22 protein-coding genes are annotated in these 23,162 nt (G+C 66.2%); 13 read left to right on the top strand and 9 right to left on the bottom strand.

Features of this window, described 5'->3' with window-relative positions:
- Positions 1 to 3 precede the first annotated feature (3 nt).
- Positions 4 to 828 (bottom strand): HAD family hydrolase, encoded by an 825-nt coding sequence (locus tag CG716_RS15350; RefSeq protein WP_094481047.1) that lies wholly within the window; start codon positions 826 to 828, stop codon positions 4 to 6.
- A 143-nt stretch (positions 829 to 971) separates the two neighbouring features.
- Between CG716_RS15350 and CG716_RS15345 the strand changes: the two genes are divergently transcribed.
- The 6 genes from CG716_RS15345 to CG716_RS15320 all read left to right on the top strand — a co-directional run bounded on the left by CG716_RS15345 (position 972) and on the right by CG716_RS15320 (position 7,958).
- Positions 972 to 1,760: a DeoR/GlpR family DNA-binding transcription regulator gene (locus CG716_RS15345; protein WP_094481045.1), complete on the top strand. Its 789-nt coding sequence runs from the start codon at positions 972 to 974 to the stop codon at positions 1,758 to 1,760.
- A gap of 102 nt (positions 1,761 to 1,862) precedes the next feature.
- A complete protein-coding gene (locus tag CG716_RS15340; RefSeq protein WP_094481043.1) occupies positions 1,863 to 3,383 on the top strand; it encodes an amino acid permease in 1,521 nt (506 codons plus the stop codon).
- A complete protein-coding gene (locus CG716_RS15335) occupies positions 3,380 to 4,810 on the top strand; it encodes an FGGY family carbohydrate kinase (RefSeq protein WP_094481041.1) in 1,431 nt (476 codons plus the stop codon). The genes CG716_RS15340 and CG716_RS15335 overlap by 4 nt, the downstream gene beginning before the upstream one ends.
- Positions 4,807 to 6,225, top strand: coding sequence for an NAD(P)/FAD-dependent oxidoreductase (locus tag CG716_RS15330; RefSeq protein WP_094481039.1), 1,419 nt, complete (start codon positions 4,807 to 4,809; stop codon positions 6,223 to 6,225). The genes CG716_RS15335 and CG716_RS15330 overlap by 4 nt, the downstream gene beginning before the upstream one ends.
- Positions 6,222 to 7,475: an NAD(P)/FAD-dependent oxidoreductase gene (locus CG716_RS15325; protein ID WP_094481037.1), complete on the top strand. Its 1,254-nt coding sequence runs from the start codon at positions 6,222 to 6,224 to the stop codon at positions 7,473 to 7,475. Before CG716_RS15330 ends, CG716_RS15325 begins: the two co-directional genes overlap by 4 nt.
- Positions 7,476 to 7,532: 57 nt before the next feature.
- Complete coding sequence (locus CG716_RS15320; protein WP_094481035.1) at positions 7,533 to 7,958, top strand: PPOX class F420-dependent oxidoreductase; 426 nt, start codon at positions 7,533 to 7,535, stop codon at positions 7,956 to 7,958.
- Here CG716_RS15320 and CG716_RS15315 read toward each other — a convergent pair.
- Both CG716_RS15315 and CG716_RS15310 read right to left on the bottom strand, forming a co-directional pair.
- Entirely contained in the window at positions 7,955 to 8,851 is an 897-nt protein-coding gene (locus tag CG716_RS15315) for a DMT family transporter (RefSeq protein ID WP_094481033.1), read from the bottom strand. The two genes, CG716_RS15320 and CG716_RS15315, sit on opposite strands and share 4 nt — an antisense overlap.
- A 94-nt stretch (positions 8,852 to 8,945) precedes the next feature.
- Positions 8,946 to 11,702: a glycoside hydrolase family 2 protein gene (locus CG716_RS15310; RefSeq protein ID WP_094481031.1), complete on the bottom strand. Its 2,757-nt coding sequence runs from the start codon at positions 11,700 to 11,702 to the stop codon at positions 8,946 to 8,948.
- 242 nt (positions 11,703 to 11,944) lie between these two features.
- Between CG716_RS15310 and CG716_RS15305 the strand changes: the two genes are divergently transcribed.
- Positions 11,945 to 12,610 carry a GNAT family N-acetyltransferase gene (locus CG716_RS15305; RefSeq protein ID WP_094481029.1) on the top strand — a complete coding sequence of 222 codons (666 nt, stop codon included), beginning with the start codon at positions 11,945 to 11,947 and terminating at the stop codon, positions 12,608 to 12,610.
- 34 nt (positions 12,611 to 12,644) lie between these two features.
- Complete coding sequence (locus CG716_RS15300; RefSeq protein WP_094481027.1) at positions 12,645 to 13,913, top strand: competence/damage-inducible protein A; 1,269 nt, start codon at positions 12,645 to 12,647, stop codon at positions 13,911 to 13,913.
- Here CG716_RS15300 and CG716_RS15295 read toward each other — a convergent pair.
- On the bottom strand, positions 13,910 to 14,143 hold the full coding sequence (locus tag CG716_RS15295; protein ID WP_094481025.1) for a hypothetical protein: 234 nt from the start codon (positions 14,141 to 14,143) through the stop codon (positions 13,910 to 13,912). The genes CG716_RS15300 and CG716_RS15295 overlap by 4 nt on opposite strands.
- Positions 14,144 to 14,367: 224 nt before the next feature.
- On the opposite strand from CG716_RS15295, the gene CG716_RS15290 reads away from it, so the two are divergent.
- Together CG716_RS15290 and CG716_RS15285 are read left to right on the top strand one after the other, a co-directional pair.
- Positions 14,368 to 14,595 carry a hypothetical protein gene (locus CG716_RS15290; RefSeq protein WP_094481023.1) on the top strand — a complete coding sequence of 76 codons (228 nt, stop codon included), beginning with the start codon at positions 14,368 to 14,370 and terminating at the stop codon, positions 14,593 to 14,595.
- 60 nt (positions 14,596 to 14,655) lie between these two features.
- Positions 14,656 to 15,186 (top strand): hypothetical protein, encoded by a 531-nt coding sequence (locus CG716_RS15285; protein WP_094481021.1) that lies wholly within the window; start codon positions 14,656 to 14,658, stop codon positions 15,184 to 15,186.
- Positions 15,187 to 15,277: 91 nt separating this feature from the next.
- On the opposite strand, the gene CG716_RS15280 is transcribed toward CG716_RS15285, so the two are convergent.
- Genes CG716_RS15280 through CG716_RS15270 form a run of 3 tightly spaced genes read right to left on the bottom strand, consistent with a single transcriptional unit; the run spans position 15,278 to position 18,210 of the window.
- A complete protein-coding gene (locus CG716_RS15280) occupies positions 15,278 to 16,195 on the bottom strand; it encodes an alpha/beta fold hydrolase (RefSeq protein WP_094481019.1) in 918 nt (305 codons plus the stop codon).
- A gap of 56 nt (positions 16,196 to 16,251) precedes the next feature.
- Complete coding sequence (locus tag CG716_RS15275) at positions 16,252 to 17,721, bottom strand: amidase (protein WP_094481017.1); 1,470 nt, start codon at positions 17,719 to 17,721, stop codon at positions 16,252 to 16,254.
- Between the two features lie 54 nt (positions 17,722 to 17,775).
- Positions 17,776 to 18,210 carry a hypothetical protein gene (locus CG716_RS15270; RefSeq protein ID WP_094481267.1) on the bottom strand — a complete coding sequence of 145 codons (435 nt, stop codon included), beginning with the start codon at positions 18,208 to 18,210 and terminating at the stop codon, positions 17,776 to 17,778.
- 213 nt (positions 18,211 to 18,423) lie between these two features.
- Here CG716_RS15270 and CG716_RS15265 point away from each other — a divergent pair, with 213 nt between their 5' ends.
- Positions 18,424 to 19,122, top strand: coding sequence for a hypothetical protein (locus tag CG716_RS15265; RefSeq protein WP_094481015.1), 699 nt, complete (start codon positions 18,424 to 18,426; stop codon positions 19,120 to 19,122).
- Positions 19,123 to 19,322: 200 nt separating this feature from the next.
- Here CG716_RS15265 and CG716_RS15260 read toward each other — a convergent pair whose 3' ends face one another.
- Complete coding sequence (locus CG716_RS15260) at positions 19,323 to 20,183, bottom strand: AraC family transcriptional regulator (protein WP_094481013.1); 861 nt, start codon at positions 20,181 to 20,183, stop codon at positions 19,323 to 19,325.
- A gap of 25 nt (positions 20,184 to 20,208) precedes the next feature.
- Here CG716_RS15260 and CG716_RS15255 point away from each other — a divergent pair, with 25 nt between their 5' ends.
- A complete protein-coding gene (locus CG716_RS15255; protein ID WP_094481011.1) occupies positions 20,209 to 21,471 on the top strand; it encodes an amidohydrolase family protein in 1,263 nt (420 codons plus the stop codon).
- Between the two features lie 56 nt (positions 21,472 to 21,527).
- Here the strand turns inward: CG716_RS15255 and CG716_RS15250 are convergent, their stop codons facing one another.
- Complete coding sequence (locus CG716_RS15250) at positions 21,528 to 22,385, bottom strand: type IV toxin-antitoxin system AbiEi family antitoxin (protein WP_094481009.1); 858 nt, start codon at positions 22,383 to 22,385, stop codon at positions 21,528 to 21,530.
- A 196-nt stretch (positions 22,386 to 22,581) separates the two neighbouring features.
- Between CG716_RS15250 and CG716_RS15245 the strand changes: the two genes are divergently transcribed.
- Positions 22,582 to 23,079, top strand: coding sequence for a lipoprotein LpqH (locus CG716_RS15245; protein ID WP_094481007.1), 498 nt, complete (start codon positions 22,582 to 22,584; stop codon positions 23,077 to 23,079).
- The last annotated feature ends 83 nt before the right edge of the window (positions 23,080 to 23,162 follow it).

The raw sequence follows: 23,162 nt of genomic DNA, 5'->3' as shown, positions 1-23,162 counted from the left end.
GCCTCAGTCGCGTCGGCGGGCCCGTAGCGCCAGGGACGCGAACGCCGCGCCCAGGGCGGCTCGGCCCAATGCGGGGAAGTGCCCGACTACATTCGCCGTGCTGCTGCGCCGGCCGGGGATGGTCAGGTGCAGCACCGGCCAGTCGTTGGCGGCGGCCTTCGCCGCCAGGCCGGGCCGGGGATTGACCGGCCGAGGGTGGCCGACCAGCGCCATCAGTGCGCCGTCCTCGTCGCCGTCGGCATAGAAGTAGCTGCCCGCCAGGTCGATCTCGTTTGCGACGCAAAACCGTTGCACCGCAGCGGCTTTCTGCCGCCCCCACACGATGGGCTTGTTGATGGCTCCGGTCAGCCGACCGGCATCGTCGAGCTCGAAGGTGTTGCACACCACGTGGTCGATCCCCAGCGCGCGAGCCACCGGCTCGGCGTGGATGGTCAGCGCCGACGAGCTGAGCACCACGGTGTGTCCGCGGGATTGGTGGGCCGCCACGACCTCACGCATCAGCGGATAGACCCGGGCCGCGATCTGTTCGGCGTATAGCCGCTCGCCGATATCGTCGAGTTCGGCCAGCGACTCGCCGCGCAGGTAGCCCGCGGCACGGACCAGCAGCCGTTCGAACTGCATGCGGCCCAGTTTGTAGCGCAGCGAAGCCTCGATGACGCCCATGACCTCGCCGATTCTGGCCTGCCCGCGGCGGACCCGGTCGCTGGCGTGCGCGGTCGCGGTGAACCCGGCGACCAAGGTGCCGTCCAGGTCGAAGAACGCGCCGACGGCCGCCCCCTCAGGGCTATGGGCGATCTGCGTAAGCGGATCCGATGACAGCGTCACCACACCATCATGCCGATCCGGCGCGCGAGCCACGTCTCCAGAGAAGCGATGGACATGTCCCCACCAGCTTGGGTTGACGTGATTAGCACAACACTCCACACTTACAGTCATGCACAGTCAGAAACCCACAATTCCGGTCATCTGACATGCTCCCCGTCGAGCGGCACGAAGCGATCGTCGAAGCAGTCAGCACTGGTCAGGTCATCAGCACCGACGAATTGGTGCGGCGGCTCAGTGTCTCTGCCGAGACCGTACGTCGAGATCTGGCGCTGCTGGAAGAAAAGGGAGCCATCCGCCGGGTCCACGGCGGCGCGGCATCGGTGGCGGATCACCGCGGCGCAGAGCCGTCGTTCACCGAGCGCTCGATGATCGGCCATCAGGCCAAAGCCCAGATGGCCAAGGTCGCGGTCCGCCTGCTGAAAAACGGCCAGACGATCGTCATCGACATCGGCACCACCGCCGTCGCGGTGGCGCGCGCGATCCCGCGAGATTTCACCGGCACAGTCATTACGCCGTCGCTGCCTGTCGCTGTGGAACTGGCTGATCGCCCCGGCATCGAGGTTTTGATGGCCGGCGGCCGCGTCCGGCCCGGCGACTTGGCCTGCTCGAACTCACACACCAAGGCGTTCTTTGCCGACATCTATGCCGACATCGCCCTGCTCGGCTCCGGCGGCGTCGATGCCCGAGTCGGGCTCACCGACTTCCATCTCAGTGAAATCGACGTCCGGCGCACCATCATCGCCAACAGCGCCCGCAGTTACATCCTGGCCGATTCCGCGAAACTCGGTCAGGTCGCGCCCTACCGGGTCTGCACCCTCGGCGAGGTCGACGGCCTGATCACCGACCAACACGCCCCGCCGTCGCTTGCGGCTGCCTTCGAAGAGACAGGAGGTGTGGTCCTGTCAGCCAGACCCGCGACGCACAGCGTCAGCTGACCTGAATTCCTTCGCGAACGGGTGCGGGCGGCGTTGCAGCGCCGCCCGCAGGACCGAACCGCTCTTCCGAAACACTCAATTCCAGTCAGAAAGCCCGATCCAATGACAGATTCTTCCACACCGTCGGCTAAACCCCTGGTAAGCGCCGGGGAGTACACCGACACTCTCGAGCGTTCCACGGGACGCTTCGCATCATTCGCTGTCGCGTTTGCGTTCGTCTCTATCGCGACCGGCATCTTCACCACCTATGGCAGCGTCCTGAAAAGCTCTGGCCCCCTGGGCATCTGGACGTGGCCCATCGTCATTGTGGGTCAACTCGCGGTGGCCCTGCTGCTCGGCTCACTTGCCGCGCGAATCCCGGTGACCGGCTACGCATATCAGTGGGTCTCGCGGCTGGCCAACCCCATACTTGGCTGGATCACCGGGTGGATCTCGTTCACCTTCCTGGCGATCGTCGCGGTGGCCGTGGACTACACGGTGGCCGCCACCGTGGTGCCCGCCCTGTTCGACTTCACCGGAACCGCGTTGACGTCGTGCCTGATTACCGCCGGCGTTCTCGTCCTCCAGGGCATACTGGTCGGACTATCCACCAAATGGACTGAGCGCGTGAACAATTTCGCAGTCACCGCCGAACTCGTCTGCATGGTCGCACTGGTGGTGCTGCTGTTTGTCGTCGGTGTCATCGCCCACAAGCTGTCGATGGGCAACCTGTTCTCCCGGGGCGACATCCCAGCCGAAGGCTACTGGAGCTTGGGGACCACAACATCAGTCGGCCCATGGATGCTCGGCTTCCTGCTCGGCGCTTTCACCATCGTGGGCTTCGAGTCGGCGGCGAACCTCGCTGAGGAAACCAAGAAGCCGGAAATCGTTGTCCCCAGGGCAATGTGGCAGGCCGTACTCGCCTCGGGGGTACTCGGATTCCTCTTCCTGCTCGTCGTCACCGCAGCGGTCAACGATCCAACCGCGCTGGCCGAATCCGGTACGCCGGTCGCTGATGTCATCCAGGACATCCTCGGCTCGTTCGTGGGTACCGCGTTGCTGGTACTGGTGGCGATCGCCATTTTCGCGTGCGGTCTGGTCATCGTGATGAGCGGAGTGCGGTTGGTCTGGGCGATGTCGCGCGATCAGCGGTTCCCCGGCTGGCAGGCCCTTCACAAGGTGTCGCCTCGGTTCAAGACGCCACTGAATGCGACGATCGCCATGACCACGATCTCAGCGGTGATCCTGGCGTTGTTCTCCAGCAGCACCGACGCCCTGTTCATTCTGTTCTCGGCGGCCACGCTGTTGCCCGCAATCATCTACACCATCACCGTCGGCCTCTACATCGCCACCAGGCGACGACTTCCGGCGAGTTCCGGATTCAGCCTGGGCCGCTGGGAGGTGCCGGTCATGGTCGTCGCCGTCATCTGGCTGGTGCTCGCCTTGTCCCTGTTCCGGGACTCCTCTTTCAAGGAGCCGTGGCTCTATGTGGCAGTCATGGTCGGGATCGGTGCGATCTATCTGGCGTACCTGCTGGTCACGCGGGGAGTGCACGGGCTCAAGATGCCCGAATTGCGTTCGATCGACGCCGAACTCGACCAGACTGCTGTTGGCGATGACGACACGAGGGCGGTGACCCAGTGACAGTGCTGGCGGTCGACCAGGGCACGTCGGGCACAAAAGCCATCGTGGTCGACCCCGCGGACGGGATCGTCGGCCTGGCCGAGGTTTCCGTGCATTCGAGCTACGTGAACGGCGGCGGCGTCGAACAAGACCCCGATGAACTACTCGAGTCCGTTCTCAGTGCCGGCCGCGCCGCCGTCGCCCAGGCTGGTCGCCCCATTCACGCTGTCTCGCTTGCCAATCAGGGCGAGACGGTGCTGGCCTGGGACCCCGAGACCGGACGCCCGCTGACACAAGCGATCGTCTGGCAGGACCGGCGAGCCGGCGAAGTTTGTGACGCGCTCAGCGAGCACGCCGAACAACTGGCCGAATGTACCGGATTGGTGCTCGATCCCTATTTCTCGGCGCCGAAAATGGCGTGGTTACGCCGCAACGTCGAAACCGGCGGGGTGGTCACGACATCGGACAGCTGGCTGTTGCACCGGCTTACCGGCGCCTTCGTCACCGACGCCACGACAGCGAGTCGATCTCTGGCCGTCGAACTCGGCGGTCAGGATTGGAGCCCGGAGCTGCTCGCGCTTTTCGGGCTCGACGACGAGCGGCTCCCTACGATTGTTGCCAACGACGAAATAATCGGCAGCACTGCAGAATTCGGCCCCGATATACCCGTTGGCGGCGTAGTCGTCGACCAACAGGCTGCACTCCTGGCGGAAGGGTGCTTCGAGCAGGGGATGGCCAAATGCACGTTCGGTACCGGCGCCTTTCTCTTGGCCAACACCGGCGCCACCGGAGTGCGTTCAGCAAGCGGCTTGACCTCGTCCCTGGCGTGGCGGGTGGCCGGCACCGACACCTTCTGCGTCGACGGTCAGGTCTACACCGCCGCATCGGCGATCCGATGGCTGTCCTCGCTCGGCGTCATCAACGGCGCCGAAGAAATGGACGGCGTGGCCGCCCAGGACAGCGGTGGGGTCATGTGCGTCCCGGCCTTTGCCGGGTTGGCCGCGCCGCGGTGGAAACCAAATGCCACAGCGTCGATTTCAGGTATGACGCTGTCCACCGGCCGCGGGCATATCGTGCTGGCGATGCTGCAGGGCATCGCCGCACAGATCGCCGAACTGGTCAGTGCCATCAACGCCGACACCGCCAGCCCCTTGACGACGCTTCGGGCTGACGGCGGATTGACGCATTCGAAGGTGCTCATGCAAGCCTGCGCTGACATCGTTCAGTTGCCCGTCGAAATCTATCCATCAGCGCACGCCACCGCGCTCGGCGCCGCGGCACTGGCCCGGCTCAGCCTTCAACCACAGCAGTCGGTACGCGAGGTCGTCTTCGATTGGCAACCCTCGGCGACGTACGAGCCGAGCTGGACGCCAGCCCGCGCAGCCGAATTCCGCGACCGTTGGCGGCAATTGGCCACCACCACCTACTCCCACGGGGGCCTGGAATGACCGCCGTCTACGACGTGGCCGTGATCGGTGGCGGCATCGTCGGCTCTGCGATCGCGCGTGAGTTGGCAGGCCACGAGCTGTCGGTCGCGCTGATCGAAGCGCGCGACGATGTCGGCGATGGCACCAGCAAAGCCAACACCGCAATCCTGCACACCGGATACGACACCAAGCCCGGCACCCTGGAGTCGATGTTGGTCAACCGCGGCTACCACCTGTTGTTCGACTATGCGGGACGCACCGGCATTCCGATCGAACCCACCGGCGCGATCCTGGTGGCCTGGGACCAGGAGCAGCTCGATGCACTGCCGGGTCTACTGGAGAAGGCCCGAGCCAACGGCTACCAACGATGCGAAATCGTCAGTGCGGAAGCCGTATACGCCGAATTGCCGAACCTAGGCGTCGGCGCCCTCGGTGGTCTGACCGTTCCCGACGAATCGATCATCTGCACCTGGACCGTCAATCTCGCGTTAGCCACTGATGCCGTGAACCGGGGCGTGACACTGCTGACCAATCATCGCGTCGTCGGCGTCGACGTGGGCTCGGCGACCACGTCGGCTCACACCAACCACGGGACCGTCAACGCCAGATGGATTGTCAACGCCGCGGGGCTTGGCGCCGACCACCTCGATGCTCTGTTCGGTCACCACAGATTCACGGTCACCCCCCGGCGCGGGGAACTCATCGTCTACGACAAGCTCGCCCGCCCACTGGTGGACAAGATCGTGCTCCCCGTTCCGACCGCGCGCGGCAAAGGTGTTCTCATCAGCCCCACCATCTATGGCAATGTCATGTTGGGGCCCACCTCCGAGGATCTGCAGGACCGTACTGCCACCGGCACCTCCGAAGCCGGCTTCGACTTCCTGCTCGGCAAGGGTCGTCAGCTCATGCCGAAGCTACTCGACGAAGAAGTCACCGCCACCTACGCCGGGTTGCGAGCGGCGATCGATCGTACGGATTACCTCATCGAGGCCGACCCGGCTCAGCGGTATCTGCTGGTGGCCGGTATTCGATCGACCGGTCTCACCGCGGGGATGGCCGTCGCCGAATACGTCCGCGACCAACTCAGCGCGGCCGGACTGATCCTCACGCCGCGCCGCGCACTGCCTGATCCGCCCCGGATGCCCAACCTCGGTGAGGCGTTTCCGCGCCCGTATCAGCAGGCCGACATGATTGCTGCCGAGGCGGCGTACGGCCGCATCGTCTGCTTCTGCGAACGGGTCACGCACGGCGAGATTCGCGACGCATGCCAGTCGGTGATTCCACCAGCCGGGCTCGATGGGCTGCGGCGACGCACGAGGGCGATGAATGGCCGCTGCCAAGCGTTCTACTGCGGGGCGGAAGTGCAGGACCTCTTCGACACATGCTCAGCCAGGCCGCCGGCCACTTCGACCACATCTGCAGAAAGCCAGCGATGACCACCACCGACACCGCAGACGTCGCCGTCATCGGCGCCGGCCCCGCCGGGCTCACCGCCGCCGCTATTCTCGCCAACGACGGACTCAAAGTCGTTGTTGCCGAACGGGAATCCGAACCCGGCGGCATCCCGCGGCACAGCGACCACCCCGGCTACGGCATCCGCGACATGAAGACGTTCATCAGCGGACCGGCCTATGCACGGCGGCTCGCCGGACGTGCGATCAAGGCGGGCGCCACGATCCAGACCAACACCATGGTCACCGGCTGGGCCGGCGAGATGACACTGGAAACAACCTCGCCCAGAGGGCGGAATCACCTGCTAGCCCGGGCCATCATCTTGGCCACCGGCGCACGGGAGCGAGCCAGACCGGCGCGCCTGATCCCCGGCGACCGTGCCGCCGGCGTCTACACCACGGGACAGTTGCAGAACCTGGTGCACCTCAAACACCGTGCCGTCGGGCAACGAGCCGTCGTCGTGGGTGCTGAATTGGTCAGCTATTCGGCGGTCCTCACGCTCAAGCACGCGGGCTGCCGGACCGAACTGATGACGACCGAGTATCCGTCGCCCGAGTCCTACGGTCTGTTCAATCTTGCGGGCAAGACGCCACTGATGGATGTGACGATCGCCCGCCGGACGCGTGTCACCCGCATCATCGGAAAGCCCGTCGTCAGCGGCGTCGAGATCGAGAATCTCGACACCGGCGGACGCCGCGTCGTGCCGTGCGACACCGTCGTGTTCACCGGGGATTGGATCCCCGACCATGAGCTCGCCAGGGCAGCTGGACTGGAGATCGATCCCGGCACATTGGGTCCCGTGGTCGACACCGCCCTGCGCACCAGCAGGCCCGGCGTCTTCGCCGTCGGCAACCTTCTGCATCCGGTGGACACCGCCGACATCGCCGCCCTCGACGGCCGCCACGTCGCCACGCAGGTGCGGGCTCACCTCAACGGCAACCGTCCGGCCCAATCGGGCGTGCACATCCAGGCAGCGGACCCGCTGCGCTGGGTCGCACCGAACATCCTGCGGCCGGGCGATCCCGCACCGGCCCGGCATCGACTGCTGTTGTGGACCGACCGCTTGGTCCGCACGCCCAAAGTCGTTGCGCAACAGGATGGTAGGACCGTCGGCAGGAAAATCTTGCCCTGGCCGGCGTCGCCGGGGCGGGTCTTCCGGGTCCCATCGAGCATCCTCGACGGCGTCGACCCACGGGGTTCAGAGGTGACAATTTCCCTCGCCAACGCGCCGTGACGCCGAATGAACCGGCGGCGGGGGAATGCCTCACGCCACGAGGCGTTGGACCCGCACATGAAGCTCAACGACGAGGCACGCGCACTGATCGGATCGGGCGCGGACGCGACATTGGTCACCCTCAACCCCGACGGCAGCCCTCAGGTGTCGGTGGTGTGGGTGGCGCTGCAGTCCGGCGAGGACGGCGACGAACTGGTGACCGCTCACCTGGGCGAGCACAAGAAGGTCCGTAACGTGCGCCGCGACGGCCGCGTTGCGCTGACGATCGTCTCGACCGAGCCGGGCGAGGTCATGCGGCCGTATCTGTCGGTGACCGGAACCGCCCGCATCGTCGAGGGCGGTGCCCCCGAACTCCTGCGGGAGCTCGCGAAGGTGATGATCACGGCCGAGGGGGTGCCGTTCCCGCCCGACGACGCGCCACCGGGTTACCTCACCCGGATCCGGATTGACTCGGTCGGCGGCATCGGACCCTGGGCGGGCTAGCTGCCCCGCCGGGTCTTGGCCGTCGCTTCCAGTTCCTCTTCCCACGCTCCCTCGTCGCGCCCGAGGGCGATGGTCGCGGCGGCCATGGCCCCGACGGCGATCGCCAGCACCACGGCGACGGGCTTGGTGACCGCCAGGTGTTCGCCCAGCACCACCTCGCCGAGCAACACGGCGACCACCGGTTCCAGCACCAGCATCGCCGGGACCGAGGCCCGCAGTGACCCGGCGTGGAAGGCCGACTGCTGCAACAGGGTGGCGATGACCCCGACGGCGATCACCACGTACAGCACCGGGGTGGTGAGCAGCCGCAGCATGCTGCCCTCGCGCACGATGTGCATGACGAGTTTGGTCAGCACCGCCACCACACCGAAAAGCACGCCCACGCCGACCGCCAGCAGGATCGCGCGCCGCCAGTTCGACAGCCGCATCGCCACCAGCAGACAGCCCGCCACGAACAGCAGACTGATGCCGGCCACGATCACGGCAGGTAGTTCCGAGCCCTCGTAGTCACCGGGCTTGGTGCGGGCCAGTGCCACGAAGACCCCGAGGGCGACGGTCAGCACGACGGCCCAACCCCACTCCGCGCGGGAGACCCGACGATGGGCCAGCCGCGCACTCAGCGGCAGCGCGAACAGCAGCGCCGACACCATGAGCGGGGCGACCAGAAGCAGTGACCCGTAGGCCAGTGCGACCGCCTGAAACGCGTACCCCGTCACCGCGGAGGCGGTGCCGGCCCACCAGAGCCGGCGGCGCAGCAGCGTGGAGATCATCACGGTACTGACGCCCTGATCCCGCGGCACGTCCATGGTGGCCCGCTGGCGCACCACGATGCCGATGGCCGCAAACACCGCACCGGCAAGGGCGGCTGCCACGACGACCGCGTGCTGCAGCAAGATCCGTCCCTTCCGATGTCTCCGGGGTGTCGACGCTAGAACCGAATGTAGGGCACGCGAGCATCGATGAGCTGTCCGAGGCCCGCCGTGCGTGTCAGCGAACCTGGACGACCACCGGAGTGCTGTTGTACCCGGTGACTCTGACCCACGACGGGGTGGGCCCCGCGCCGGGCACGTGGCCCTTGATGTCGACAGTCTCACCGGGGAACACGGTGACGTAGTTTTCGTCGTACTCGATCGGCAGGATCTCGTCGGCCAGCGGACTGGGCAGCAGTTCGGCGCGCTCGAAGAAGGCGATCTGCTGAGTCGGGTTGTGCAGGCTGATGGTGACCTCACGCCCGGCGTCCGAGCCGGCGCTGGCGGTGATCTCCAACGGCACCTTGGGCATCGTGTTCAGTGCCGTCATGTCGGCCCAGCTGACCTGGTTGGAGTTGAAGGCCAGGTCGTTGGCCGGCGGCCCGACATCGTCGACCTGCCGGGACTGCCAGTACACGTTGTTGGCAATGACGTTGCCGCCCGGGTCGAGCAACTCGCAGCGCACGAAGAACACCGGGGAGTCCGGCGGGCCGGGCGGCAGGGTGATCGCCTGGACCGCGCCGCCCGGGTCGACGTGGATGCCGTCGGCGGCCCGGTCGTCACGTAGTGCGCCGCTCAGGTCGTAGGTGCGCACCCGGACACGCAGGTTCTCGCGGGAGTCCTGGGTCTGGTTGACGACGGTCACCTTCGCCTGGCGGTGGTTGCCGGTGGCGTAGGAGTCGAACACCACCGACAGCGGCTGCAGACCCTTCTTGGCGCCGTAGTACGCGCCGCCTGGACGCAGGTAGTAGTCGAAGATGTTGCCGAAGAACGACGGCCAGTGACTGTTGAGCATCCAGTAGATCGTCATCTTGTGCCCGTCCCAGCCGTTGGCGGCGAACGATTCGAACTGGGCGCGGGTGGCCTCGTAGTGCGCCAGCTGCGCCTTGTCTGCGAACATCCGCGCGTTGGCCGACGGGCCGTACCGGCGGTCGATGACGCGCTGGACGTTGGTCAGCCGCGAGTTCTGCGGATCCGAGCCGGCGTGGAAGAACCACGTGTCGTTGATCGGCCACAGCTTGTCGGGCGGGATGAATTTCCGCAGGCTTGCGAACGGCGGGATGTGTTCGTTATCGCCCTGTTCGGCCGACGCCCCGCGCGCCGCCCCGTATTGGCCGCTGAACCAGTAGGACGGCGGACGCCAGGTGTAGGGGCCGGCCATCTGGATGCCATCCCACAACGGCTGGCCGGCGGCGTCGTGATTCAGCTGCGACACCGTGTCGACGGTGGCGTTCTGCCAGTGCAGGTCGGACAGGATCTGGTGGTACTCGGTGAGCACTGCGTCGGGAGGCCGGCCGTCACTGCCGTTGGCCCACACGAACACCGAAGGGTGTGAGCGGAGCATCGCGATCTGCGAGCGCAGGCTCTCCTGCGAGACACGGTGGTCCTCGTCGTCCCACTGCTGCCACTTCTCCCACTGGTTGCAGCACATCCAGCCGTACATCAGCGGAATTCCCAGCTCGTCGGCCATCTCGACGAACCGTTGGGAGGAGATCTTGGACTCCAGCCGCAGCATGTTCAGCCCGAGATCCTTGACGTAGCCCAGGATCGCGGCGTCGCGGTCGGGGTCGTACTTGTAGAGCAGGTCGGGCGTGTAGGTGGCACCGCGGACCAGGAAGTTCTTGCCGTTGACCTGCAGGTAGAAATTCCCGCCGGTGCCCAGGTCGGCGAAGGTGTCGTCGGTGTCGCGGCCCTGAGTGATGGTGCGGATACCGAACTTCAGCGTGGACACCTCGGTCGCCTTGCCGCCCTGGACGAACTCCAGCTTCAGGTCGTAGAGATCGGGCCGCCCCATCGTGTAGGGCCACCACAGGTCGGGGTGGTCGACCACCAGCGCCGCGAAAGTGTCAGGGCTCAGGGTGATCTCACGTTCTTCGCCAGGCATCAGTGACACCGGCTGGTCGACGTGGATGGGCGCCTTACCGTCCCGGGTGATGGTGGCGCGCAGCACGCCGCGCACCTTGTCGGCGGAGTAGTTGCGCAGCGGCGCGTAGACCGTCAGACGGGCACTGTCGGTGTCAGGCAACGGCAGCTCGGTGTTGACGGTGGCTTCGCCGATCGAGACGGGTCCGGATGTTTTGAGGTACACCGGCTTCCAGATCCCGGCGTTGCGGTCGGGCACGAACGAGTTTCCGTTGGCGGGATTCTTGTCCGGCCCCTGGTAGCCCAGGTAGCGCCAGTTGATCCAGTCGTACCAGCTGTCGGCGAGTTCCACGCCGTTGACGTCCTGGATGGCACGTTCCGGGGTGACCCTGACGGCCAGGGTGTTGGGCTGGCCCGGTACGACCCAGCGTGTGACGTCGAGTTCGTGGTCGTTGTACATGCCGACGATCTGCGAGCTGTCGGCGACGCGGCGGCCGTTGAGCCAGATCTCGGCGCGGTAATTGATGCCGGGGAAGTCCAGGACATAGTTCGGGTAGTCGGCGGGCGCGGTGAACGTGGTGCGGTACCACCAGTCCTGCTTGTAGAGATCCTGAGGAACCTCCTCCAGCAGGTTCTTGCCGTAGTAGAGGTTCGGGTAGACGCCGTCGTCCTGCAGGGTCTCCAACACGGTGGCCGGCATGCGTCGCACCGGGTGCCACGCCGCGGCGTCGTAGTTGTTCGCCGAGATCCTCGCGCCATCGTCGGGCAGCCCCTGCGCGGAGGTGAGCCGCCAGCCGTCGGTCAGTTCGATGTCTTGCGCGGGGTGCGGTTGCGGACCGCTGAACACCCGCAGATCACCGGCGCAGGCGAGTAGAAGCAGGATGACGAAGATCGTCCCGAAGGTCTTCGCCACCGTCCCCAAACTCCTCGTATCAAGATCTGCGACAGGACACCCCAGCGCAACCGGTCATCTGCCGCGCGTTCATCTTTGCAGAGGGAACCCCCGCGCGCCGCATCCGCCAGGGCACCGGCGCCAACCCCTCCATGATGCGCACAACATGACAGGCACGGCACCTCGGCGGCGATCCCTGCACGTCGGCGGCAGAGTTGGCACGGACCCCGCCGAACTCAGCCCGCCGAACTACGCTTACCCCCATGACCGACCACGACCGCGCTGCCGCCCGCCGCGAGATTGCCGATGCTCTGCTGAAGGCGCTCGAGCGCCGCCACGAAGTGCTCGACGCTATCGTCGACTCGGATGACCGGGCCGCGGCGGTGGAAGCCATCTCCGCGCTGCTAGGCACGTCCCACGTGGGCGGTGAAGCCGTCCTGGGGTTGTCCTTCGCCCAGGTGACCAAGGCATCCCGCGACCGCATCGCCGAAGAGATCAACGACCTCAACAGCCAGCTGTCGTTCACTCTGGGGGAGCGGCCGGCGAGCTTGGACGAGAGCCTGCAGCTTCGGCCGTTCTCCGACGAGTCCGACCGCGACATCTTCGCCACCCGCACCCAGGAAATCGGCGCCGCGGGCGACGGTTCTGGTGCGCCCGCCGGCAACCTGGACGACGAAATTCGTTCGGCGCGCAGCCGATTGAGCGCCGAAGAGGCGGCCTGGTTCGTTGCCATCGACGGCGACGACAAGGTTGGCATGGTGTTCGGCGAGCTGGTCGGCGGCGAGGTCAACGTCCGCATCTGGATTCATCCCGACCATCGGAAGAAGGGCTACGGCACCTCGGCGTTGCGTAAGTCGCGCGCGGAACTCGCTGCCGCGTTCCCCGCCGTGCCGCTGGTGGTCCGAGCTCCCGGCGCGGCGCCGCACTGATCGGGGCATCGCACCCTGCGTAGTCTCGCTCGGTATGAGCGTGCGCGCGGGAATCGTGATCACCGGCACCGAGGTTCTCACCGGACGCGTGGCCGATCGCAACGGTCCGTGGCTCGCTGATCGCCTGCTGGAATTGGGCGTCGAACTGGCCCACATCACCATATGCGGCGACCGGCCCGCCGACATCGAGGCGCAGCTGCGGTTCCTGGCCGCCGAGGGTGTCGACCTGATCGTCACCACCGGTGGTCTCGGGCCGACGGCCGACGATATGACGGTGGAAATGGTGGCCGGCTTCTGCGGTCGCGACCTGACGCTCGACGCCGAGCTGGAAGCCAAGATCGCCGCGATCCTGAAGAACCTGATGGCCCGGTTCACGGGTGTCGATTTCGACGCCGTCCTCGCCGCCAACCGCAAGCAGGCGATGGTGCCGGTGGGCGCCCACGTCCTCGACCCGGTCGGCACCGCGCCTGGTGTCGTGGTCCCCGGGACGCCGACGGTTGTGGTGCTGCCCGGGCCGCCGCGCGAACTGCAGGCCATGTGGCCGGCAGCCATCGCCGACGAGGGCGTCCGGCAGGCGATCGCCGGCCGGACCGTCTACCGGCAGGACATGGTCCGGATGTTCGGCCTGGCCGAGTCCGGGCTCGCCGAGACATTGCGCGAAGCCGAAAGCCTTCCCGGCTTCGCCGACCTGGAGATCACCACGTGCCTGCGCCGCGGCGAGATCGAGATGGTCACCCGTTACGAGCCGCAGAGCGCCGAGGCTTATGAGCAGCTGATGAACCTGGTGCGAGCCCGGCACGGGGAAATGGTGTTCTCCGAGGATGGTTCGCTGATCGACGATCTGGTCGCCCGGCTTCTGGCGGGCCGGCGCATAGCGACGGCCGAGTCCTGCACCGCAGGCCTGCTCGCGGCCCGCCTCACCGACCAGCCGGGGTCGTCGGCCTACGTGGCCGGTGCGGTTGTGGCCTACGCGAACGAGGCGAAGGTCGAGGTTCTGGGTGTCGATCCGGCGCTGATCGACACGCACGGAGCGGTGTCGCGGGAAGTGGCAGAGGCGATGGCCGTCGGCGCACTGCGCCGCTTCGGCGCCGATACCGCGGTCGCTATCACCGGGATCGCCGGACCGGGTGGCGGCACGGAGGCCAAACCCGTTGGGACAGTGTGGTTTTGCGTGATGCTGGCTGACGGCACCACGGTCAGCCGGCCGGTGCGGCTGCCGGGCGAGCGCGCCGATATCCGCGAGCGCTCAACGACCGTGGCTATGCACCTGTTGCAGCGCACCCTGCTTGGACTGACCGATTAGGCCGGGCAGGATTCGCCCTCGACCAGTTGCGGATTGCACAGCGCGAACATCCGCGCTGCGAGATCGGCCAATTCAACGATGATCTCCGACCGACCCAGTCCGGCATCGAGCGCCTCACTGAGGACGGTCACAATGTCGGCACCGTCGGCGTGCGCCGCGGTGGTTTGCGACAGACGCGCAGTTCGGATCATTCGCCATGCGTAATTCCGCTCGGCGAGGGCTTCATTCATAGCTCGACCTTTCGATGACGGTGATTTCGCCAATCAGCTTCTCCTGCGGCCATGCCCGGCCGACAGGGACTTCTGGCCCTCCTCGATGGGGGCATTGGGCACCACCGACAAATGCGAGAGCCGAAAAGTCTGTGAACAAACCGTCCGAATTACCGCTTGCGGCTCATCGCCTGTCGTAACGTAGGCAAGTCCTATTGAGCGACCCGAATTGGGGGAGAGATTTCATGCGTAAATTTGTCATGGGTATTGCTACCGCAGCCATGATTGCCGGCTCGCTATCCGGTGCAGTGACTGCCAATGCGGCATCCACCACCAACGCCACGCCATCCGGTCCGAGTAATTCGCCCATCATCACCGCACTGGACTGCCAAGGGGGCACCGGCAATATGGGTTGCGGCGCAGGCTTTTTCTGGCGCGACGGATGGCACGGCTGGGCCTGCTACCCCTGCTGATCACGCACCTCGAACGAATTGACTTGCCAGTAGATATATCCTCGAACGGAAGCCTTAGTAATGAACTCTCGTCACCTCGGCGGCCTGACCGCCGCCGCACTGCTGTCGGCCGGAATAACACTCGGCACCGGCCTGGCTGCAGCCGACCCCGGTAACTACACCGTATTGCTGATCGACCCCAATGTGGTGACCGATTCCATGGCCTACACCGCGGCCCCGCCGGTCCTCAATCCCGGTGGCACGCCCGGCGCCACGACCGTCTACACGCATCGCGACGGACGCACGATCACTGACACCGTATGGGTACTGGGCGATCCCGGCGCTGCTGCCGGTGCGATCAGCTCGGCGCAGGCCGCCACTCCGGTCGCAAACTCAAAGACGCTCTCCGTTCCGGTGGGACAGAACGGACAGCTGATCACCGGGAAGACACCGGACGGCACGAAGTCGTTGAGTGTCCTCTACTTCACCGAGGGCAACGCGGCCTCGGCGTTGGAATTCACCGGCCCGCTCGGTGACCCGATCCCCAAGGACCTGGCAACCCAGTTCGGTCAGCAGCAGGACACGCTGATCAAGAGTCAGCTCGGCGCGTAGCACCACCCGCTGCCCGCGCCGCGCCGGATAACCCAGCGCGGCGCGGGACAGACGGTTCAGATCGGTTGTCCGCGAAGCGAATCCACCGCAATTAGGTTACGGATTCGTCGCGATCCCAGAGTTCCATCATGGTCCGCAGGATGTCCTCGGCGCGACCCAGGCCGGCCAGGTGACTTTCACCGGGCAGTTCGTGGAGCTCGGCATCGGGCAGCCTGGCCACCACATGCTGGCCGTGCGCGAACGGCACAATGTGGTCGCGGTCGCCATGCCACCACCGGACCGGCACCTTGACCTCGTCGAGCCGGAAACCCCAGTCCCGGGCGAACACCACGACGTCGGCGAACGGCGCCGCCAGCTGCTTGCGACTGCCGTTGAGCAGGTCGTCGAGGAACATGGCCTTGAATTCGGGGCGGACGAGCATCTTGCGGTCGCCTTCGGGGGAGATCCCGGCGTAGATGTAGAGGGCGGGCTCGGCCACCGGCTTGATCAACCGGATCAGACTGACCGCCGCCAGTCGCAGCGGCGCTCCCGCCAGCTCGATGAGCGGAGCAGCGGCTGTGCCTATCTTCATCAACCCGCCGCCGATTGCGTCCGGACCGACGGTAGGTGCCACCCCTCCCAGCACCGCCGCCGCCACGATCCGGTCGGGCATTGCCGTCGCGCAGCCCAGCGTGTACGGGCCGCCGCCGGACAACCCGACGACGGCCATCTTGTCGACGCCGAGGGTGTCCGCGATGATCGCCAGGTCGCTGGCGAAGGCCAGCACATTGTCGTATTGGAACGGGGTCGAGGCTCCGATTCCCGGCCGGTCGACACCGATGAGCCGGATGTCGTTCTGTTCGGCGAACACTCGGGCTTCCATCGGAATCTGGCGTCGGGCGCCCGGTGTGCCGTGCAGCCAGAACACGGCCCGGCCTTGGGCGCTGCCGAATTCGGCGAAGCCGATCTGGCGGTCCTCGCCGACAGCGATATTGCCTTCCAGCTTCGGACGAGCGATAGAGACAACCATGGGCACAGTGTGTCACGCGGGCGACGGCCACTGTGCGGTTCGCCCAGGCGCACTAGTCAGGACGCCGGCGCGCCCAGCCAGCCCGGCGGACGCCGCTGCGCCCAGGGCACGGCCTGCTCGAGCTGGGCGGCCAACTGCAGCAGGATCGCTTCATCGGGTGCCATCAGCTGAACCCCGATCGGCAGGCCGTCCTCGGTGACGGCCAGCGGGAGCGAGATCGCCGCCCAGCCGGTCACATTGCCCATGGTGGTCCACCCGGTGTGCGCGAACTCGACGTCGAAGAAAGCCCGGGTGGTGCCTCGGGGTTGGTCCAGGATGCCGAAGCCTGGCGGCGGTGCCAGCAGGGTCGGCACCAGCAGCACATCGTGGGCGCCCATTCCCTCGACGAATTGGCGAGTTTGGCTGTGAATGGTGTCGATGGCGTCGGCATGGTCGACGCCGGTCGTGGTGAAGCCTTCGCGCATCATCACCCAACTGCTGGGCTCGAATTCGTCCTCGCGTGGGTCGCGGCCGAGGTGTGATGTGGCGAAGTTGTACAACTGCACATTGCTGACGTTGTGCAGTACCGAGATCGCGTCGGCCACGGCGCCGGCGTCGAAACCTGGCGCTCCCGGCTCGATGTGATGTCCGATGGATTCCAGTGTGCGCCCGGCAGATTCGACGGCCGCCGCCACCCGTGGATCGGTCGGGGGCGCCGGGAACGGTGAGTGTGTGGCGATCATGATCCGCTGCGGTGCCGGTGGCCGGCCGATGGCGTCCAGGAACGTTGTTTCCGGCAACGGTGCGTTGTACGGGTCACCGGGCGCGCCGCCCGTCACCGCGTCGAGCAGGGCGGCGCTGTCGCGGACAGTGCGGGTCAGTGCATGCTCGACGGCCAGACCCTCCAGTAGGTGCCCGGACGGCGAGAATGACGTACGGGCACGCCGGGGTTTGAGCCCGACCAGTCCGCAGCAAGCCGCGGGCACACGGATCGAGCCGGTTCCGTCGCCGCCTGACGCGGCAGGCACGATCCCCGCGGCCACCGCAGCGGCCGAACCGCCGCTGGACCCTCCCGGGGTGATGTCGGGCGACCACGGATTGGTGGTGCGGCCGAACAGTGCGGGCTCGGTGGTGCAGTGGTTGCCCCACTCAGGCGTGTTTGTCTTGCCGAACACCACGAGACCGGCCGCCAGGTAGCGCTCGACGATCCACGCGGTGTGGGACGCGACGTGGTTTTGCAGCGCCCGCGAACCCATCGCCTCGCGTGCGCCGGCCAGCGACGCGCCAAGATCCTTGAGCAGGAACGGAACTCCGGCCAGCGGGCCGGCCGCACCGCTGCGCAGCGTGCCCGATTCGTCGAGCGCGACGGCTTGTTCGCGCCCGCGTTCGAAAAGATCGGTGATGACGGCGTTGAGCCCGCGAGCGGCTTCGGTGCGGGCGATGGCCGCGTCGAGCAGTTCTAGGGCTGAAAGATCACCGGCAGCGGCCAGTGCGGCTTGTCCGATGGCATCGAGATCGGCGAGTTCAGCGGCGTGTCGTGCATTCATTGCCACGGATCTTTGCCGCCAACAGTCGTGGCGGCAAGCCGACGCGCGAGGTCGTCAGTTGCCGCCGGGGGTGGCGAGCTCGCTCGACTGGCTCTGCTGGGCGGCCGCCTGCTGGGCGGCCTGCTGATCCTCGGCGGCCTTTTCGGCCGCGCCTTCAGGACTGGCCAGCGAGTTGCCGGACTGACCGGCGGTAGCAAGCTTGGCATTGCAGTTCAGGTACAGCAGCACCGTGTCGGTGACCGGGGAGAAGTTGTCACCTTTGAGCCACGGCGCGGACTGCGAGCGGGTCACCACGCAGTCGCCCTGGCTCAGGGCATTACCGACAGAGGTCGCAATCACGGGCTTCTTGCCGGCGCCGCTGATGGCCGAGGAGGCAGCCGAGTAGGTCTGGCCGGCATAGTCGTCGGCGAGCGCGACCCCAGATCCGAGGGTCAGCGACATGGCACCGACGAGTCCGAGTCCTAGTCCGAGACGAGTGAGCTTTGTCAAAGCGATGACCTCCAGCGCAAGCACCGACGTGGCGCGTCACAATCGCCGGGACGCGGAAGCTGAGAATAAAACCCATTGCTGGCAAACTGCTGTATGAAAGCTTGGGCCAGGCTGGTAGCCGCTGAAAGTCGGCTGCCTTCTCTTCGCCTGCCGGAGCCCCGCCCGTCACTTCGGCGATATCGCCCGGTAGGCCCGGACGGGTTGACTGGCACCATGCCTGAATCCACGACCGAGTCCGAAACAGTCGACGCCGTTCCGACCATCGACGATGTTATAGCGCCCGCAATCACCGTAGAGCCCGATGAGGCGCTCCTGCCGGGCGAGACGGTCGGCGACGGCGAGCGGGAACCGCGGACGAACATCGTCATCCGCCAGGTCTTCGAACGCCAGATCGCCGTCGGCCAGGCAGTCAGCAGCCAATTAGTCGATGCGGCAACCGATGTCACCACCGCGATCGCTCACGCACCCGCGACGTTCGCCGGTGCCATTCAGGACGGTGCGACCATCGCCTCAGCCTGGGAACGCACCGGCACGGGCGTTCAGGAAGTGCTCAGCGAGGCCGGCGGCCGCCTCCGCGCGGCCGTCATCAGCTACATCGGCCATCAGGCGACCCTGCCGGTGGCGGTCCTCGGATATGCCGGCGAGGTCGCCGGTTCGCTGGCCTCCGCCCAGGGCACTGTGGCCGGCTCGGCCCTCGACGGCGCCTTCGCGGTGGCGACGGCCGCCTCCCAGGGCGACAATGTTCGGGAAGCGCTGGGCCGCAACATCGAAGAATTGCGCGCGACCGCCGTCGCTGCCCGTGGTGACGTCACCGAGTCGGCCAAGCGGGCCGGCCGAGAAATTCGTGGCGCCGCCGGTGGCGAACTAGGCGTGCTGGTCGCGGCGATCTCGGGCACCGACGAGGATTCTTGACAGACAACGAACTTCAGGTGACAACCACCACATCGGGCCGTGTGGCGCGGCGGCCGGTGTCTGCCGGCTGGCACAGTGGAGTGGTGACACAGACACGGCGATCACGATCGGGCCCTTGGCGACACCCGTTGTCGCTGGGGTTCGAGGCGCACCGCGGGTTGTTGTTGTTGCGTCTGCGCTGGCACGAACGCAGGGTCGGATCAGGGACTGGTGCAGGTGACGCGTCGTCGGTATGACGACGGGGTTTCCCCGCAGAACTGACTGAAGGCCCGGGTGAATGAGCCGACGCTGTCGAAGCCGACCGCCGTCGCGGTCTGTTGAACCGTCTGCAGGGGAGCGGCCAGCAGGGCCATCGCCCGGAGCATCCTGGCGTGTAATAAATAAGTGCGCCAAGATATCTCGGCTTCACTCTGAAACTGACGCCGCAGTGTGCGCTCCGACACCGCGACGGCCCGGCACACCTCCGCAAGGGTGACCGACTGCAAGTGTTCCTTGGTGTAAGCCATCGCTGCCGCGACAACAGGGTCGTGAGAACTCGGAAGACTCAGCGGCGCTTCGTGATCCAGCGCTTCGGCGACCAGATTGGCCAGTGTGCGGAAGAACGCGTCAGAGGTGTCATCACCGCCGCCCCGGTAGATCGGCCAACGCAATGCGTACAGCATCATCTCCCGGATCAGCGGGGAGACGGCCAGGATTCGGGCCCGGTCACCGGCGGCGGGGATGAGCTCCGGGTCGAACATCACGGCGAGCGTCTTCACCGACGGGTTCATGGTGGCCTGGTGTTCCAGCCCGGCCGGGATCCAGGCCGCCTGTTGGGGCGGCAGCAGATAGTGCCCCGAGTCCGTCTCGACCTCGACCACCCCGCCGATCGCGTACTCGATCTGGTGCACATCATGGAAATGCCAGCCGGTGACCAGCAGTTCGCCCTCGTAGAGATAGCTGCCGGCCAGGACCCGCCCGCCACGGCGCAGCTCCACCTGGCCGATGTTGGCCGGTTGAGCGCCCGGACGAATTTTGGCCGTTCCGGCCAAGTCTCTGGCCGAATGTGCGGAGACGGTCACGAATATCGAGGGTACAACTAAAGCCATGAACGTCGACGACCTGATCCTGGTGAGCATTGACGACCACGTGGTCGAGCCCCCGGACATGTTCCTCAACCATGTCCCCGCCAAGTACAAGCCCGAGGCGCCCATCGTCGTCACCGACGACAAGGGTGTCGACCAGTGGATGTATCAGGGTCGCCCGCAGGGCGTCAGCGGCCTCAATGCCGTGGTGTCGTGGCCGGCCGAGGAGTGGGGCCGCGACCCTGCCGGCTTCGCCGAGATGCGCCCCGGGGTCTACGACGTGCACGAGCGGGTTCGGGACATGAACCGCAACGGGATTCTGGCCTCGATGTGCTTCCCGACGTTCACCGGGTTCTCCGCCCGCCACCTGAACATGACGCGCGAGAACATCACCCTGGTGATGGTGTCGGCATACAACGACTGGCACATCGATGAGTGGGCCGGCTCCTACCCGGACCGCTTCATCCCGATCGCCATCCTGCCGACCTGGAATCCCGAGGCGATGTGCGACGAGATCCGCCGTGTCGCGGCCAAGGGCTGTCGGGCGGTGACCATGCCCGAGCTTCCGCATCTGGAGGGCCTGCCGAGCTACCACGATGACGACTACTGGGGTCCGGTGTTCCGGACGCTGTCCGAGGAGAACGTGGTGATGTGCCTGCACATCGGCACCGGCTTCGGCGCGATCAGCATGGCGCCCAACGCACCGATCGACAACATGATCATCCTGGCCACCCAGGTGTCGGCCATGTGTGCACAGGACCTGTTGTGGGGCCCGGCGATGCGCAACTATCCCGATTTGAAGTTCGCGTTCTCCGAGGGCGGCATCGGCTGGATCCCGTTCTATCTGGATCGCAGCGACCGGCACTACACCAACCAGAAGTGGCTGCGCCGCGACTTCGGCGACAAGCTGCCCAGCGATGTCTTCCGCGAGCATTCGCTGGCCTGCTACGTCACCGACAAGACGTCGTTGAAACTGCGGCACGAGATCGGCATCGACATTATCGCCTGGGAGTGCGACTACCCGCACTCGGACTGCTTCTGGCCCGACGCACCCGAGCAGGTCCTCGCGGAGCTGAACGCGGCGGGCGCCGACGATTCCGACATCAACAAGATCACGTGGGAGAACTCCTGCCGGTTCTTCGGATGGGATCCGTTCGCGCGCAAGGCACGTGAGGAGACGACGGTGGCCGCGCTGCGCGCGACGGCGACCGATGTCGACACCACGATCCGTCCGCGCAAGGAATGGGCTGCCCGCTACGCCGAAAAGCAGCTCACCAAGGCATAAGTCCTCGTCCCTGAGTCCCCGAGATCGACGCTGGCGCGTGAAAGTGCACGTAGACCTCACGCCACCGTCGATCTCGGTGAGGTTCGACGTCGGAATGCTTCACGTACCTGTCTGAGGATGTCGTTTGGGCGGTCCTCGTCGATCACGCGAATCACAATCCAGCCCAGCTCCTCGAGACGGCGTAGCCGACGCCGATCCTTGACGTACTGGGCTCGGATTGATCGGTGGTGATCGCCGTCGTACTCGGCGGCGACTTTGATGTCCTCCCAGCCCATGTCGAGGACGGCCAGCAGACGCCAGCCGTCCGCGACAGGTATCTGTGTGGTTGGCGACGGAAAGCCCGCTTCTACGAGCAACATTCGCAGCCAGGTCTCTTTCGGCGATGCTGCACCACCGTCAACAAGCGGGAGAACGGCTCTTAGTTGTCGTACTCCACGTGCGCCCGGATGGCGTAGCGCCAGCTGTGTGACCTGGTCGACCGAGAACGAAGTGGCGCGCATCAGTGCGTCGAGCCGCGCGGTGACAGTCGTCGCAGGCAGATGACGGCCAAGATCGAAAGCTGTTCGTGCCGGCGTGGTAACCGGCACTCCGCCCACGCTGGTGACCTCGCCGTCCGCGAGCGTCTCGTTCCTCACAATCAATCCCTGATGGCGTCTGGCGCTCGGAGCGATCAACTCGATTGGCTCGTTCGCGTCAATCCAGTTCGAGCCATGCAATGCCGCTGCGGCAACGCCGGCGACGACCGCACGTCGCTTCGACCATAACCAGGCAGCCCACGCCCGGTCGCGCAGAGACAGATCGGCGGACTTCGGCACGTATACGTCGGGGTAGACGCAGCGATGCCAGCGGCGCAACTCGTGCTCGGTGAGCTGCCCCGACGCGATGGCTTCGGTACCGAGGAACACTCGATTCATACCTGGATGCTGACGCACACCACCGACAAGTCACCGAGATCCACGCTAGCGCGTGAAAATGGGAGTAGACCGCACGCTGATGTCGATCTCGACGACATCCAGGCCGCGAAAAGTTTGGAATCGGTAGCCACGACCACCATCTGTACTTGGCTCGTGACGGTGCCACCGAGGCGCCGCGCGAACGAAGGGAACACAGGTGAAGCGAATTCTCGCGGTCGGTGTCGGCGTCGTTGGCTGCAGCATGCTGCTGATGGCTTGCTCCGACAACAACAGCAGCAGCAAGGGCACCAGCTCGGCGACGGGTTCCGCGCCCACCAGCGTCGCGGTGGCCTCCGCTGGGAAGACCTCGGTCAAGGTCGACGGAAGCGATCTGCAGGGCCTGGATCTGAACTCCGTGACGTGCGTCAAGCAGGGCAGCACGATCAACATCGCCAGTGCGGCCGTGGGTGGTCAGCAGGGGCTGGGTGTGGTGATGGCCGACGGTCAGCCGCCGAAAGTCCAGTCGCTTGGGATGGTCGTCGACGGCAACGCCCTCGCGGTGAGCGACAACATGGGCATGAAGACCGGTTCTGCGGACGTGAAAGTGGACGGCAACACCTACACGATCACCGGTCAGGCAGCCGGCGCGGACATGAAGAACCCCATGGCAGGCATGATCAGCAAGAACTTCGAAATCACCGTCACCTGCAAGTGACGTGACCATCAGGCCGGGCCAGGGGCGGGGGGGATGGAGAACCCCCGCCCCAGCGAAACCGGAACCCCCGGGGGGGCGCCCCC

Origin of the sequence: Mycolicibacterium sphagni (assembly GCF_002250655.1) — a bacterium.
Taxonomy (GTDB): domain Bacteria; phylum Actinomycetota; class Actinomycetes; order Mycobacteriales; family Mycobacteriaceae; genus Mycobacterium; species Mycobacterium sphagni.
The sequence above is the reverse complement of the archived record's forward strand: the minus strand, read 5'-3'. Positions and strand labels throughout refer to the sequence as shown.

What these genes read in the sequence shown, in the direction of transcription:
- CG716_RS15345 (WP_094481045.1), top strand. Translation starts at nt 972, where the DNA reads ATGCTCCCCGTCGAGCGGCACGAAGCGATCGTCGAAGCAGTCAGCACT.
- CG716_RS15340 (WP_094481043.1), top strand. Translation starts at nt 1,863, where the DNA reads ATGACAGATTCTTCCACACCGTCGGCTAAACCCCTGGTAAGCGCCGGG.
- CG716_RS15330 (WP_094481039.1), top strand. Translation starts at nt 4,807, where the DNA reads ATGACCGCCGTCTACGACGTGGCCGTGATCGGTGGCGGCATCGTCGGC.
- CG716_RS15325 (WP_094481037.1), top strand. Translation starts at nt 6,222, where the DNA reads ATGACCACCACCGACACCGCAGACGTCGCCGTCATCGGCGCCGGCCCC.
- CG716_RS15320 (WP_094481035.1), top strand. Translation starts at nt 7,533, where the DNA reads ATGAAGCTCAACGACGAGGCACGCGCACTGATCGGATCGGGCGCGGAC.
- CG716_RS15305 (WP_094481029.1), top strand. Translation starts at nt 11,945, where the DNA reads ATGACCGACCACGACCGCGCTGCCGCCCGCCGCGAGATTGCCGATGCT.
- CG716_RS15300 (WP_094481027.1), top strand. Translation starts at nt 12,645, where the DNA reads ATGAGCGTGCGCGCGGGAATCGTGATCACCGGCACCGAGGTTCTCACC.
- CG716_RS15295 (WP_094481025.1), bottom strand. Translation starts at nt 14,143, where the DNA reads ATGAATGAAGCCCTCGCCGAGCGGAATTACGCATGGCGAATGATCCGA.
- CG716_RS15290 (WP_094481023.1), top strand. Translation starts at nt 14,368, where the DNA reads ATGCGTAAATTTGTCATGGGTATTGCTACCGCAGCCATGATTGCCGGC.
- CG716_RS15285 (WP_094481021.1), top strand. Translation starts at nt 14,656, where the DNA reads ATGAACTCTCGTCACCTCGGCGGCCTGACCGCCGCCGCACTGCTGTCG.
- CG716_RS15280 (WP_094481019.1), bottom strand. Translation starts at nt 16,195, where the DNA reads ATGGTTGTCTCTATCGCTCGTCCGAAGCTGGAAGGCAATATCGCTGTC.
- CG716_RS15275 (WP_094481017.1), bottom strand. Translation starts at nt 17,721, where the DNA reads ATGAATGCACGACACGCCGCTGAACTCGCCGATCTCGATGCCATCGGA.
- CG716_RS15265 (WP_094481015.1), top strand. Translation starts at nt 18,424, where the DNA reads ATGCCTGAATCCACGACCGAGTCCGAAACAGTCGACGCCGTTCCGACC.
- CG716_RS15255 (WP_094481011.1), top strand. Translation starts at nt 20,209, where the DNA reads ATGAACGTCGACGACCTGATCCTGGTGAGCATTGACGACCACGTGGTC.
- CG716_RS15250 (WP_094481009.1), bottom strand. Translation starts at nt 22,385, where the DNA reads ATGAATCGAGTGTTCCTCGGTACCGAAGCCATCGCGTCGGGGCAGCTC.